At 62.3% G+C, this 12574-nt stretch carries 12 protein-coding genes and 1 pseudogene; 8 read left to right on the forward strand and 5 right to left on the reverse strand.

All coding sequences use genetic code 11. The features are described from left to right. The first annotated feature begins 5 nt into the window (after window positions 1–5). Window positions 6–899 (forward strand): zincin-like metallopeptidase domain-containing protein, encoded by an 894-nt coding sequence (locus HGP13_RS36120; RefSeq protein ID WP_172235039.1) that lies wholly within the window; start codon window positions 6–8, stop codon window positions 897–899. Here the strand turns inward: HGP13_RS36120 and HGP13_RS36125 are convergent, their stop codons facing one another. After that, window positions 900–1427, reverse strand: a complete 528-nt coding sequence (locus tag HGP13_RS36125) for a TetR family transcriptional regulator (RefSeq protein WP_172235040.1) — start codon at window positions 1425–1427, stop codon at window positions 900–902. Then, on the reverse strand, window positions 1348–2898 hold the full coding sequence (locus HGP13_RS36130) for an integrase (RefSeq protein ID WP_246707518.1): 1551 nt from the start codon (window positions 2896–2898) through the stop codon (window positions 1348–1350). Before HGP13_RS36130 ends, HGP13_RS36125 begins: the two co-directional genes overlap by 80 nt. 106 nt (window positions 2899–3004) lie before the next feature. Here HGP13_RS36130 and HGP13_RS38430 point away from each other — a divergent pair, with 106 nt between their 5' ends. Then, window positions 3005–3208 (forward strand): hypothetical protein, encoded by a 204-nt coding sequence (locus HGP13_RS38430; RefSeq protein WP_246707519.1) that lies wholly within the window; start codon window positions 3005–3007, stop codon window positions 3206–3208. 9 nt (window positions 3209–3217) lie between these two features. Here the strand turns inward: HGP13_RS38430 and HGP13_RS38435 are convergent, their stop codons facing one another. After that, the gene (locus tag HGP13_RS38435) at window positions 3218–4984 is read right to left on the reverse strand and encodes a hypothetical protein (RefSeq protein ID WP_246707520.1); all 1767 of its coding nucleotides are present in this window, start codon (window positions 4982–4984) and stop codon (window positions 3218–3220) included. Then, window positions 4977–6119 (reverse strand): tyrosine-type recombinase/integrase, encoded by a 1143-nt coding sequence (locus tag HGP13_RS36140; protein WP_172235042.1) that lies wholly within the window; start codon window positions 6117–6119, stop codon window positions 4977–4979. The genes HGP13_RS38435 and HGP13_RS36140 overlap by 8 nt, the downstream gene beginning before the upstream one ends. 183 nt (window positions 6120–6302) lie before the next feature. Here HGP13_RS36140 and HGP13_RS36145 point away from each other — a divergent pair. From HGP13_RS36145 to HGP13_RS36165, 5 genes and pseudogenes are all read left to right on the forward strand, one after another. Continuing rightward, window positions 6303–6944 (forward strand): annotated as a pseudogene (locus tag HGP13_RS36145) (DUF932 domain-containing protein); the annotation flags it as partial. 159 nt (window positions 6945–7103) lie between these two features. Further along, window positions 7104–9248: a ParB/RepB/Spo0J family partition protein gene (locus HGP13_RS36150; protein ID WP_172235043.1), complete on the forward strand. Its 2145-nt coding sequence runs from the start codon at window positions 7104–7106 to the stop codon at window positions 9246–9248. 67 nt (window positions 9249–9315) lie between these two features. Then, window positions 9316–9708, forward strand: coding sequence for a hypothetical protein (locus HGP13_RS36155; protein WP_172235044.1), 393 nt, complete (start codon window positions 9316–9318; stop codon window positions 9706–9708). Window positions 9709–9945: 237 nt separating this feature from the next. Continuing rightward, the gene (locus HGP13_RS36160) at window positions 9946–10548 is read left to right on the forward strand and encodes a DUF1419 domain-containing protein (RefSeq protein ID WP_172235045.1); all 603 of its coding nucleotides are present in this window, start codon (window positions 9946–9948) and stop codon (window positions 10546–10548) included. A 294-nt stretch (window positions 10549–10842) separates the two neighbouring features. Continuing rightward, window positions 10843–11040: a hypothetical protein gene (locus tag HGP13_RS36165; protein WP_109670635.1), complete on the forward strand. Its 198-nt coding sequence runs from the start codon at window positions 10843–10845 to the stop codon at window positions 11038–11040. A gap of 81 nt (window positions 11041–11121) precedes the next feature. On the opposite strand, the gene HGP13_RS36170 is transcribed toward HGP13_RS36165, so the two are convergent. Continuing rightward, window positions 11122–11319, reverse strand: a complete 198-nt coding sequence (locus HGP13_RS36170) for a hypothetical protein (protein WP_146211836.1) — start codon at window positions 11317–11319, stop codon at window positions 11122–11124. 209 nt (window positions 11320–11528) lie between these two features. Between HGP13_RS36170 and HGP13_RS36175 the strand changes: the two genes are divergently transcribed. Beyond that, the gene (locus HGP13_RS36175; RefSeq protein WP_095081136.1) at window positions 11529–12554 is read left to right on the forward strand and encodes an IS110 family transposase; all 1026 of its coding nucleotides are present in this window, start codon (window positions 11529–11531) and stop codon (window positions 12552–12554) included. The last annotated feature ends 20 nt before the right edge of the window (window positions 12555–12574 follow it).

Consider the following 12574-nt stretch of genomic DNA (forward strand, 5'->3'; position numbering starts at 1 on the left):
TGATCATGGCGGCTCAAGATCGGGCGGACGTGTACACCCGCGTCACCGCGGAGATCATCGCGGCAATCGAGCAAGGTGCAGGCGAGTGGCACGCGCCTTGGTTCCACAACGGGACGAGCGCTGCGCGCCCAACCAATATATCGTCTGGCAAACGCTACCGCGGCATAAATACGGTGGCGCTTTGGGTGGCAGCCATGGCCGTCGGTCACGGTGATGGTCTGTGGGGCACCTACCGACAATGGCAGGAAGCCGGCGCTCAGGTGCGCAAGGGAGAACGCTCGACCACTGTGGTGCTGTGGAAGCAGATCGCTTCCTCCGAGCCGACCAACGACGATGACAGTGATGACGGTGGCCACCGCCGGATGTTCGCCCGGGCATTTTCGGTCTTCAATGTCGCTCAGGTCGACGGATATGAGTGCCCCCCGGCCGACACGCTGCCGGAGAGCGAGCGTCTCACGCACGCGGAAGCATTCATCACCAACCTCGGGATCAAGACGGTGTTCGGTGGGTCGGAGGCTTACTATCTTCCGTCGTCGGACACGGTGTTCATGCCGGACTTCGCTTCCTTCGGCGATGCCGCATCGTTCTATGGCACCTGGACACATGAATCTGGTCACGCCAGCGGTTCAAAGCACCGGCTTGACCGCGATCTCTCAGGCCGGTTCGGCTCGGCTGCCTATGCCGCCGAGGAATGCTGCGTGGAGATTCTCAGCGGTCTTATCCTTGCCGACCTGGGGATCGCCCATCATCCGCGTGCCGATCATGCAGCGTATATTGCCTCGTGGATCAAGGTGCTGAAGGACGATGCACGCGCCATTTTCACGGCCGCGAGCAAGGCGCAACAAGCGGCCGATTGGATGCACGCGCAGCAATCGGCTCGCCATGAACAGGCGGCCTGATCAGGCGTTGCGCGCGATCGGCGTCGTCCCATGCAGATGCACTGGTGACCGCAGCGCCCGCAATTCCGCATCAAGTTTCGCGGCCCTTCTCTCGATGCGCTCAATTGCCAGTTCGGCATCCTGCGCGCGCTTGAGCAACCTCGCATTCTCCGTTGCCAGCCTGCGAACCTGCTCCCTTAACTCGGCCGCGACGGCGTGCCAGTTGGGGTCTGGCGCCGCCTTCGGTATCGCGGCGAAGTCGATCTGATGCGAAGCTGTCTGCAGCAACTCCGCAATGACATCGCGATGTTTGACGTAGATTGCATTGCGCCCGACGCCTGCTTCACGCGCAAGGGCGGCGACCGACAGCTTCGCGCTTCCCTCCCGTGCCAACAATCGCGCCAGCGCCGCGCGCAGGCGCTGGGCAGTGGCATCACGGCGCTTCTGCTGGGGGGTGATGCTCATTTTATCACCGGACACTATCGCTCTCCCCAGCCAGCCCCCGGAGGATTCGATCGCATTCCAGGATGCGCTCTTGAGCGAGTTCACGGCTTTCATCGTCGAGGGCAGGATGCCGAAGCAACTGAGCATTGCGCACCTTTCGATCCTCCCAGACCGCTCTATGGCGCTCGCTTACCGCAAAATTGGCGCAGCGGGCGCATACGCTCTGTGTGCGGAGCACCGCATTCGGTCCATGATCATCACCCTGGCAGGCGGAATGTTCGCGGCGATAGAGGCAGTAACCCCAGTCACACACGCCGAGCACCATACCGCTGTCTTTCACGATGAAGTCTATATACTCACCCAGGTCGCCATCATGTGTGCGGCCTCGGAACGGTGATCGCGACGCGATCATGCGCCCGGCATGGCCCGACAGATTTGACGCCGTCAGAAGGTCCTCCAGCGCTGCCCGCGTTTCCTTCAGGATCTCGTCGTTGATCAATTCGGCGAGTTCGTAGTCCGTGCCGACATAAGCGGTGTCGGTCATCACCCGGCTGACGTGCCCGAGATGCTCCTGGAGGGCATGAAGGCCTGTCCTGTCCCGCTTGCCGATGAAGCGTGCGAACGTCTTCCGTCCTTGATGCGCGTTGAGGTGCCAGGGCTTTCCTTGATGGAGCGGCAGGTCGAGCATCGTTCGAAAGCTGCTGTTCAGCCGGCCGCCGAAGGCTCCACTGTGTGGGATGCCGATAGGCTGTCGCAGCAGCGTTGGATCCCGCGTCAGCATCCACAAATTGTCTGTCCCAAGCTTCTTGCGGATGGGTGCCGACAACCGCTCCAGCACGTCGATGACGCGGACCACGGGTTCGGGTGCGATCCAGCGGTGAGGCTGACCACCGTCGCCTGTCGCCATCTTGTAAATCCGTCCATGCAGATAGGTGACCTGCTGACCATCAGGACCGATATGGCGCTCTATGCATCCGGCCTCGAGCCCGAGGATTTCTGAGACCCGCGCGCCGACGAGCCAGGCGATCACCACGAAGCAGGCATCGTAGATGCGCTCGATCAAGGCATGGATGCCTTTCAACTGCACGACCGGCGCGTGCCAGGGACTGTCTTCATTCGGCAAGGTGGAGAAGGTGAAGTCGTCGAGCATCCGGTGAGCCTGTCCTTCGTCCCCAGGCGTCGGCCTCTTGCCGTCAATCCGATAGGCATAGGCAACCGCCGCCGAATCGCGGAGCGCGATCACGTCGTCAGCTGGCGTGCCGATGAGCCGCAAAGCCCCGCCGATCAGCGCCGTTGCAACCGGGTCGGGTGTGTAGGGAAAGCCTCGCTCCTGCCGATCGAGGCGCGGAAGTCGGGGCCCGTGTTCATCCAGGAATCTCCGAAGATCATTCGGAACGCCATCAATCAGCTTCTCCCGTTGGGCATGGAGGCGCGACAGCATCGACAGATAGCCGGCCCGGGTGGCAAGCGACAGCGCTTCGCCCTTCCGTCCCGGGCGCTCCCGCAATGTTGTCATGAACCGGCCGGCAGCACTGGCATCAAGCTGACCGAAGCAGTCATACCTTTCACTGACCATCCAGCAGATCAGAACGCGTATCTGATTGAAGATCGAGATCAGGGAACCAGGTCCAAGTCTTCGCTTGCCCGCCGGTGGATCGGTCCTGAGCGACCACAGGAAGCATTTGACGGTTTCGCGCAGCGCCGTCCATGTCGGGTCGCTGAACCGGCTGCCGTCGGGAAGCTCGAATGTCCAGCCGATCGTCCGGCTGCTGTCGGTCACGCCTGGCCGGGTGAGATCGAAGCGCCATATGTCGTCATCCCAGGTCGACGTCGAGGAGATCGAGCGTGGTAGGACGGAAGTATTTTGCAGGACCGTTGCTGTCTGAACCATGGTTTCATTCCAGCGCTGGCAAGGCGGGCAACGAGGCCATCAGGGCTCGCGCGTCACCATGAAGTTCGGCAGGGAAGTCGGGCAGAATGCCACCGGCCAGACGATCGTGGCTGGGCTTGTAGATCAGCGCCCACCGCTGCGGGTCGAGGCGCGTGCGCGCCTTTTCCAGTTGTTCAATCGCCAGAAGGATGCGCGCGAGATGGATTGCATCGATCGGCACCACCAAGCCCGGACAGGACAGGCAGCCGCCGAAGTTTGGACAGAGCTTTTCCCCGCCTGCCATCGGATCAGTACAGCGATGGCCGAATGTCTCTGCGGCAAGAGCCGGCGCTGACGGACATGGCCCGGATTCGCCACGGGATTCGAGGATCCAGGCCACCATCATCGCCTGTAACCTCGCAATGGTCTCGTGCTGGAGCGCTCGGCTTTGATCTCCCCTGATATAGCGATCCGTCAATTCCGCGCTGCCATGATTAAGCACGGTCTGCGCCGCGCGCACGTCCCCGCCCGATGCCCGGTAATGCTCGATGGCGACGCTGCCCCGGAACATCCTCGTGTGGAAGCGCGGCAGCGCCATGCGCAACTGATCGGGATGGTCTGCATTCCATGCATCGACACGCCGGTTTGCCCGCTCGATGAATCGAGCCATGGCGCCTTCGAGGGTCGTGCGCTGGATGACGCTGATGCTCTGGCCTGACCTGCGCATCAGGAACAACCGATCCCTTTCGCTCGCAGGTGCGTGCGCCGCCAGTGGGGCGGTCATTTTCAGCAGCTTGTCGATGAGATTGGGTGCCGCATAGCGCCGACGGCGATCGAAGGATCGGCGCTGCGAGCGTTTGACCATGTGACCGGCGCGCCCCTTCTGCCAGTCGATCATCGTCCGATGTTCGATCAAGGGATGCGGCTCGATGCAATCGCGGTCGATAAGCCGAAGCGCCTCGACGTTTCCCGCCGTCTGGATCGCGATGGCGATGAAGAAGGGCGCCAGACAGTCGGGTGTTGCATGAAGGTGGCGTTCGAACCTGTCGTGCCCACCATGAAGATGTAACCTGCGACCGAACCGATCCGGCATGGCACGACGCGACGGCATCACGCCATGCCCGAGGCGATGGAATTCCCGCAGCATCGCTTCAAAGCCATCCGGATCGTCACTCTCCGTCGGAGCCGCAAGCAATCGCCGCCCTTCCTCGAACTGTGCCCAGGCATCGTCGATCTCTTCATAGCAGGACCGCAAGACAGCCTTGAGCTGCGAGCCGGACAGCCGGCGGCCTTCCTTCGGAGCATGCCGGCCGGGAAAAGGATTGAAGGGGAAGGATGGCCCGGTCGGCAGCAGATCGGGCCGTCGCCTCGCGATCCACTCTGTCAGAAGCTTGACCGGCTGATAGCGATTGTGACGCAGGCCCGGAGCACAGGGTTTTCCGGTTCGCGAAGGCAAGGCATCCAGCCACAATATGTATCGGCCGAACAGTTCGGTCGTTAAATTAGGAGGCGACTGAACACTGCCGCCTTCGGCGAGAAAGCGGGCGAAGAACTTCAGTGCGTTCCAGCATTGATGACGCGTGGCAGGTGACGACGCCGTATGATGTCCACGGAACGCCTCGGCGTAGGGAGCAACAAGCTCGGCCGGAAGATTGAGTTGCCCGAGGTCGAACCGTTGCACCAGCTCGCCCCACGCATCCCGGAACAGCACGATCGGTCCGCTTTCGATCGACACCGTTGGCTCGGCCTCACCTGATAGCCGACGGTCGATGCGACGGCGCTCACTACGCATCGTCGATCACGCGCCCGTAGAGGTACTCGATCGTCTCGGCGATCTCGTCTCCATGCAATTCGACGCAGCGCAGATAGATCGCCGTCGTCTCAAGCGAGGCGTGACCAAGCAAGACCTGGAGGACCTTCAGGGGATTGATATCGGGATTGCGTTGCGCTTCCGCCTGTAGCCGCACCAGCATGACCGTCGCGAAGGTGTGACGCAGCCAGTGGGCAGAGCCGTCCAATCCCGCCGCGGCAAAGCCACGCGCGAATACGGCCGACAGCCGGGCTTTGGTGACGGGCAGGCCACGCCTATTGAGGAAGAGGGTCTTCAACGGCGCGTAGTCTGGGTCTCGCCGTCGCAACCGCGTTATCAGCGCCGCGCGGTTTTCTCCGATATACCAGTTTGTGCGGTCGATGAGCCTCAGCGGTGGGTAGATTGTGCGCCTTCTGCTGCCCTTCGTAACGGTGAGCGGGATCCCCACCAGCGGGTGATCCTCCATGTGCAGTTTGTCGCTGCGCGGCACCTGATCCACCGTGAGCGCACACAGCTCCATCCGTCGCATGCCACTGGTCACCGCCCATTCCGCGATCAACCGATAGGGCATGTCGAGAGCGGCCAGCAGTCGGTGAAGATCGCCGAGACGCAGCGGCCGAGGCAAGGTTTCATATTCGGCGACCGTCAGCATATTTCCCGGCGCGGGCTTGCCCGCCGCGTGGGCAAGAAAGCCCTTTGAGGCAGTTCTGACCGGCGGCGCGTCCCGATAGCTGAACGGAAGTTCGTCAATCATGTTGCGGCGATGCGCCCAGGCATAGAAGCGGCAGACCGACCGCACCCTGTCATTGATGGTGGATCGCGCATAAGGCCTTCCCGTATACGGGCTCGGCGTCTCGAGCATCCTGTTGCGGTAGGCCAGAATGGTGCCTTCATCGACCGTGTCCCAAGACAGATCCGATTGTTCGAGCGTGTCGAACCAGTCGTAAAGATGCTCGCCATAGGTTCGGACCGTTTCCGGCGAGTGTGCCCGCAACTCAGCCTGCTCGATCAGATAAGCGAAGGCAGGTTCGATGATCTGCATCTGATTGGAAAGGAGAAGGGGAAACTCGGCCGGGATTGGAGGATGGCCAGGCACAGCACGAACGATCATTGCCATGGCGCACGTCTCCAAGGGGTCTGGATCAGCGCCGCGCCGGGAAATCCGCTCCGGGCTTCGGCTACGCCTCCGCCCTGCGCGGATCTCCCGGCGCAATGCTGGAGGCACGCCGATGCTCCCTTCAGGGCGTCTGCGCTATCGTTTCATACAAGACTATCAGGACAGTTCCGTGACGTGATCTATCCGGGCGTCCTCGACTGGTCGACGGGAATCTACAATCCCAATGTCGATATCTCGAAGGACACAACGACGCTTTATGCGTCTGATCGTGACATCTTCTTGTTTCTGGTCGACGACCTCAATCCGATTGAAGCCGGCAGGCTGCCGAACGGAGAGCCGGATCTCTACTTCCGTGGTTTCTATTGCTGGAACTCCGAAGTTGGTGCCCGTACACTCGGAATCGCCAGCTTCTATCTGCGCGCCGTGTGTCAGAACCGCAATTTGTGGGGCGTCGAAGATTTCGAGGAAATCACCATCCGGCACTCCAAATATGCCGCTTCGCGCTTCGCCCTCGAAGCGGAGCCGGCGCTGATCCAGTTCGCGGACTCCTCGCCGATGCCCTTTGTCAACGGCATCAAGGCCGCGCGAGAACGGATCGTCGCCCGAGACGATGATGATCGCCAGAGCTTCCTGCGCAGGCGTGGTTTCTCCAAAGCCGAGACCACCAAGATCATCGACACCGTGCTCATGGAGGAGGGGCGGCCACCCGAGACGGTCTTCGATTTTGTCCAGGGCATTACGCGCGTCGCTCGCGACAAGCAGCATCAGGACGTGCGGCTGGATATGGAAGGCAAGGCCAAGAAGCTCCTCGACCTCGCAGCCTGAACCATACGATGCGCCCTCCCTCCAAGGTCGAGTACGCCACTGACTGCGCGGCTGGCGCTCGCGCGAGGCCAGCAGAGGCAGAGGGGGGAGGGGAGGTTTCGTGACGGGCTTGGAGGTTCGGGGAGTGGCCCCGGGCCGCCCGTCATGGAGACCCTGACCATGGCAAAGGCCATTCAGAAGATCGCAATGAACGCCGCGGAGAACATCCCCTACGACAAGCTGATGCTATCGCAGAAGAATGTCAGGCGCATCAAGGACGGCGTTTCCGTCGAGCAGCTTGCCGAAGACATCAGCCGGCGCAAGCTCCTGCAAAGCCTGAATGTCCGTCCGGTGCTCGACGGCGATGGCGAGGAAACCGGCACGTTCGAGGTGCCGGCCGGCGGCCGGCGTTATCTCGCGCTCGGCATCCTCATCAAGCAGAAGCGCCTGGCGAAGAACGAGCCGATCCCCTGCATCGTCAACCGCAGGCAAGAGACCTCGGCCGAAGAGGATTCGCTTGCCGAAAACCTGCGGCGCGCCGACCTTCATCCGCTCGACCAGTTCCGAGCCTTCAAGACGCTGAGCGATCAGGGGCTCGATCCGGACGAGATCGGCGCCCGCTTCTTCGTATCGCCGGCGACGGTGAGGCAGCGCCTGCGGCTGGCATCGGTGTCACTGAGGCTTCTCGATCTCTACGAGAAGGACGAAATCCGGCTCGAGCAGGTCATGGCGTTCTCGATCTCGGACGACCACACGCGCCAGGAGCAGATCTGGGAGCGGATATCCAACTCGCACACGCAGGAACCCTACTACATCAGGCGCCTGCTGACCGAGACGACGGTACGCGCAGACGATCGCCGGGCCGTCTATGTCGGCGCGGAAGCCTATGAGGCAGCCGGCGGCGTTGTCCTGCGCGACCTGTTCGAGCAGGATTCCGGCGGCTGGTTCCAGGATGCAGCACTGCTCGAGCAGCTGGTCTTCGACAAGCTGAAGGTGGATGCCGAGGCGATCCGTGCTGAAGGCTGGAAATGGGTCGAGGCGGCGATCAGCTTTCCCTATGGCCACACCTCCGGCATGCGGCGCATCTACGCCGAGGCCCAGGAGCTCAGCGCCGAGGAGATCAAACGCTACGACGCGCTGAAGGCCGAACACGACAAGCTCGATGCGGACTATGCCGCGGCCGAGGATGCCGACGAGGCAATTGAGGCGAAGCTCGACCAGCTGGGCGCCGAGCTCGATGCGATCGACGACCGTCCTCAAAGCTACGACCCCGTCCAGAAGGGCATTGCCGGTGTGTTCGTGACGCTCGCCGCGAACGGCAAGCTCCAGGTCGAGGCCGGTTTCGTGCGCGCCGAGGACGAGCCCCGGCCTGAGACCGGCGGTGGCGATGAGCGCGAGGAAGGGGACGCCGAGGGCGAAGCCCGGTCTAACGGCGACGACGATGGCGATGGTGTTGTCGTCAACGGCAAGCCGGTGGATGACAGCTCTGGCGACGACGGCGAGGAGGACGGCATCAAGCCGCTGCCCGATCGGCTCGTCTTCGACCTGACCGCACAGCGGACGCTTGCGCTGCGCAATGCGCTCGCCGGCGACGCCGACATCGCCTTCTTCGCGGCACTCCATGCCTTCGTCCTGCAGGTCTTCTATCGCTTCGCGCCGGACAGCTGCCTTGAGATCAGCCTGAAGAGCGGCAGCTTCAGCCAGGTCGACGGGCTTGCCGAGACCTCCTGGGCAAAGGAAATCGCCGAGCGGCACGAAGCCTGGGACCGTGAGCTGCCCGATGAGACGGACGGCCTGTGGGACTTCCTTGTCGGCCTCGACGAGGCAAGCCGCAAGGCGCTGTTCGCCCACTGCGTCTCGCTGACCCTCAATGCGGTGGTCGAACCGTGGAACAGGCGCCGGGCGCTCGAGCATGCCGACGTGCTGGCCTACTCACTTCAGTTCGATATGGTCGACGCCGGCTGGACGCCCACGGTCGAGTTCCTCGGGCGCCTCACCAAGGCGCGGATTCTGCAGGCTGTCCGCGAAGCCCGTGGCGAAGACTCCGCGCAGCTGATCGACCACATGAAGAAGGAGATCATGGCCCGTGAGGCCGCGCGACTTATCGAGGGATCGAACTGGCTGCCGGAGCCGCTGCGCCTCGAGGTCAACGACGCGGCTGCCAATGGCGGCGGCGCAATCGCCGGCGAAACGTCGGACGAGACGACGCTCGATGGCGATGAGGCCGAACTGCCGGCCTTCCTCGCCGACGATGCGGATCCGTCTTCCGATGAGCCGGTGACCATCGACGGCGACGAGACGGACCATCTCCAGGCCGCCGAATAGTCGGCCTCCCGCTCCCCACCAGGGCCCGGCACCTCCGCCGGGCCCGCCCCCTTTCATGGAGATCGACATGTTCGACTGGAACAGAAGCTGCTCCTACGACGAACAGCAGAAGAGACGTTTTCACACGACAGCCCGCTCACGGCTGAAGAAGCTCGCTGCCGAGCTTGCACTTCCGCCGGGCAGCTTTTACTTGCGCTCAAATAAGGCGGGCATTGCCATTTCCGGGGAAATCACCCTGCACCATGACCGCGCCTATATCCAGGTCGGCCAGTTCGGGCTTTCCTCGGGCCATGGCGTCCTGATCCGGACCTGCAAGTCCCGCAAGGACTACGCAGGCGGGGCCAACCATTTTGTCGCGCTCGGCATGCTCGATGACATTGCGGCCCTCGCCGCGGCCGTCCGCGCCATCACCGGCATCGGACGGGGTCCTTCTCTTTCCGCAGACCGCCGCGCCGCCTGAGGCCACAGCCCCGACGTATCCGAAGCCTGCAGCGGCGCCGGCTAACCGCACGGCGCCGCAGAGCTCTCCAAGGAGGGGATATCGGAAGACGATCACGGCAAGCGCGGAACGCCCCCGATCCTCCAGGGGACCATCGAAGACCACCATTCCGATTCACCCGAGCCCGGCCAGCGTGCCGGGCTCTTTCGTCCTCAGGTCATGCCGCGCGGTGTCGATCTGCTTCAGGAGCCAACCGCCATGACCTCAAATCCATCCTTCAGGAAGGTGCTCGTCGGCGTTGCCACGCGCGAGCACATGTTCCAGCTGTTCAATCGACACAAGGACACCCCCGACCTCGATCCGCTTTCCGGCACGCCGTATTCAGGTGAGTGGTTCCAGATCGAGGCCTCGTCGTACCATTTTATGCTCGGACTGCTGCCGCCTCTGTTCCAAAGGTCCGGGCTGTTCGGCATTTCGGAATTCAAGGCCGGCAACGTCACCAGTGTGTTTTTCGAGATCAGGATCCGGGGCCGCGAACGCTGGTATCACGGCTTTTGCGACCTCTCGGATCGGCAATCCCCAGACAAGATGCGCGCGGCCATCATCGCCCACGAGACGGGCGCGACCGACAGCATGACCCGTGAGGAAAAGCTCGAGGCCATCTGGAACACGACGCATCCGGACTTCAAGGGAATAGCCGGCGAAATCAATCCCGACGCCTGGCCCGTCGAGCACTACGGCAAGCGTGCATTGCTGGTCGATGACGGCCGCGACGGCACGATCCTGAAACTGCTCGAGGATCTGTCGGACGACGAAATCGACAGCTGCATGCCCGCGATACGCGCACGCAGTAGAAGGTGAGGGGGCAACGATGTGGACCCCTCGTAAGCCGCCGCCACGAGGCGAATATGCGCATCTATCAAGCGCGTTCGACCTGGGCATGCCGAACCTGCGCCTTCGACAATTGCTGGGCGAGGTCCGGAATGCCCCGCCTCGCGGCCAGCGTTGCGATGGCTTCTGTTTCGTGCGGCTGATCGAAGCGAAGGAAGCCGAAAAGCCGATGGCGCGTCGCGGTCCCTATAGGAAGCGGACCTAAGCCCACTTGAACGTGACATTGGCTTGCGCGATTGTCGCCGCCGGTGCCACGGGTGAACGATGAAGCGTAAGGACAAGGCCGCGCCTTTTGTGCCGATAGAAATCCATGTCGGCACGGTCGATGATGAGAGAGGCGTGTTGGGCATCCTCTCAATCCAGACCACGGAAGGCTTGTTGGACATTGCGCTTGATGAGCAAGCCGCCGATGCCATCTTGAAGGCAGTTAACACCATCAAGGCCAAACTAGGCCCGGCCTAAAAGAATGCCCGGGCGGCATCCCGGGCTAGTTGGAGGTCTTGGGAGTGCGCGCCGATACACCCTACCCCAATCGGCACAAGGCTAACTTGCTTCATCATCATGACGAGCAGATGAAGGCAATACCTGGCGGTTGTCGAGCGTCAGCCTGTAGCCGTGCGGAAGGTTCTGCAGCACAGTCAGAGCCTCCGCAGCCGAGTAGAAGGTGACAACGGTCATCACCTGATCGCCGTCGATCCGCTGCAGGCGGTAGACCGGTCTGTGCGGTCTTTCTTCGTCCACCAAACGCTCCCCCGAAATGAGGGATATTAGTAAACGTTCATGAAAGTTTCATGAGACCCGCAATTTCAAACATGGGGTAATCGCGGGAGCGAGTCGCCCTAAGGCCGGAAGCGCTCACATGATTGCAGAGCGGGTGGTTGTTCCCCGATAGGATGGAAGTGCGGGCTCACGAGTGGACGCCGGGCCCAAGCATCGAACGGAGAACAACCATGAGCGAATATATCGGTCTCGACGTGTCGTTGAAAGAGACGGCGATTTCTGTGCGGCGTGGCGGCAAAAGGATCTGGCGCGGCAAATGTCCCTCTGATCCGAGCTTGGTCGCGGACGTTCTCCGCAAGCGGGCGCCAGCGGCCAAGCGGGTGGTGTTCGAGACCGGACCCTTGTCGGTGTGGTTCTATCATGCCTTGAGCGCCGAAGGACTTCCGGCGATCTGCATCGACGCCCGGCATGCTAAGGCCGCGCTGGACATGGCACCGAACAAAACGGACGCCAACGATGCCGACGGCTTGGCGCATCTGGCCGAGGTCGGCTTCTACCGCGAGGTGCGGGTGAAGGGCTATGACAGCATGCTGAGCCGCACGCTGGTGGCCGCGCGGAGCCGGCTGGTTAAGATCACGACCGAGCTCTCCAACCAGATCCGCGGGCTCATGAAGACGTTCGGGCTGATCATTCCGCGAAGCAAGGGCGGCAAGTTCGAAGCCGACGTCCGGCGCCTGCTGGCCGATCAGGAAGAGCTTGGCCGGATTGTCCTGCCACTTCTCGAAGCTTGGCTCAGCATGCGCGCCCGCGCTGCTGAACTCGGACAGCAGCTCGTCGCCAACGCCCGGCACAATGACGCATGCCAGCTATTGATGTCGATCCCCGGCGTCGGCACCATCACTGCGACTTCATTCATCGGTGCCATCGAGGATCCATCGAATTTCAAGACATCGCGCGCTGTCGGCGCGTGGCTGGGCTTGACAACCCGACGCTATCAATCCGGCGAAGTCGATTATGATGGTCATATCTCGCGGCGTGGGGATCCTCATCTGAGAGGGCTTCTCTATGAGGCCGCAGTCGTGATCCTGACGCGCAGCCGGGCTGACAGCAGTCTGCGCACATGGGGGTTGAAGCTGCGTGACAAGATCGGCTTCAAGCGGGCAGCTGTCGCTGTCGCCCGCAAGCTCGCTGTCATCATGCATGCGATGCTGAAATCCGGTGAGTTGTTCAATCGGGAAGAAGCCGCCATGGCCTGATCCATAAGGAAGTTCGAATG

Source organism: Mesorhizobium sp. NZP2077, from assembly GCF_013170805.1.
Classification (GTDB): domain Bacteria; phylum Pseudomonadota; class Alphaproteobacteria; order Rhizobiales; family Rhizobiaceae; genus Mesorhizobium.

Bases quoted from the DNA above. Each gene is read 5' to 3' on its own strand.
- HGP13_RS36160 (WP_172235045.1), top strand. From the start codon at position 9,946: ATGACCTCAAATCCATCCTTCAGGAAGGTGCTCGTCGGCGTTGCCACG.
- HGP13_RS36130 (WP_246707518.1), bottom strand. From the start codon at position 2,898: ATGGTCAGTGAAAGGTATGACTGCTTCGGTCAGCTTGATGCCAGTGCT.
- HGP13_RS36175 (WP_095081136.1), top strand. From the start codon at position 11,529: ATGAGCGAATATATCGGTCTCGACGTGTCGTTGAAAGAGACGGCGATT.
- HGP13_RS36155 (WP_172235044.1), top strand. From the start codon at position 9,316: ATGTTCGACTGGAACAGAAGCTGCTCCTACGACGAACAGCAGAAGAGA.
- HGP13_RS36120 (WP_172235039.1), top strand. From the start codon at position 6: ATGGCGGCTCAAGATCGGGCGGACGTGTACACCCGCGTCACCGCGGAG.
- HGP13_RS38435 (WP_246707520.1), bottom strand. From the start codon at position 4,984: ATGCGTAGTGAGCGCCGTCGCATCGACCGTCGGCTATCAGGTGAGGCC.
- HGP13_RS36140 (WP_172235042.1), bottom strand. From the start codon at position 6,119: ATGGCAATGATCGTTCGTGCTGTGCCTGGCCATCCTCCAATCCCGGCC.
- HGP13_RS36150 (WP_172235043.1), top strand. From the start codon at position 7,104: ATGGCAAAGGCCATTCAGAAGATCGCAATGAACGCCGCGGAGAACATC.
- HGP13_RS36165 (WP_109670635.1), top strand. From the start codon at position 10,843: ATGAAGCGTAAGGACAAGGCCGCGCCTTTTGTGCCGATAGAAATCCAT.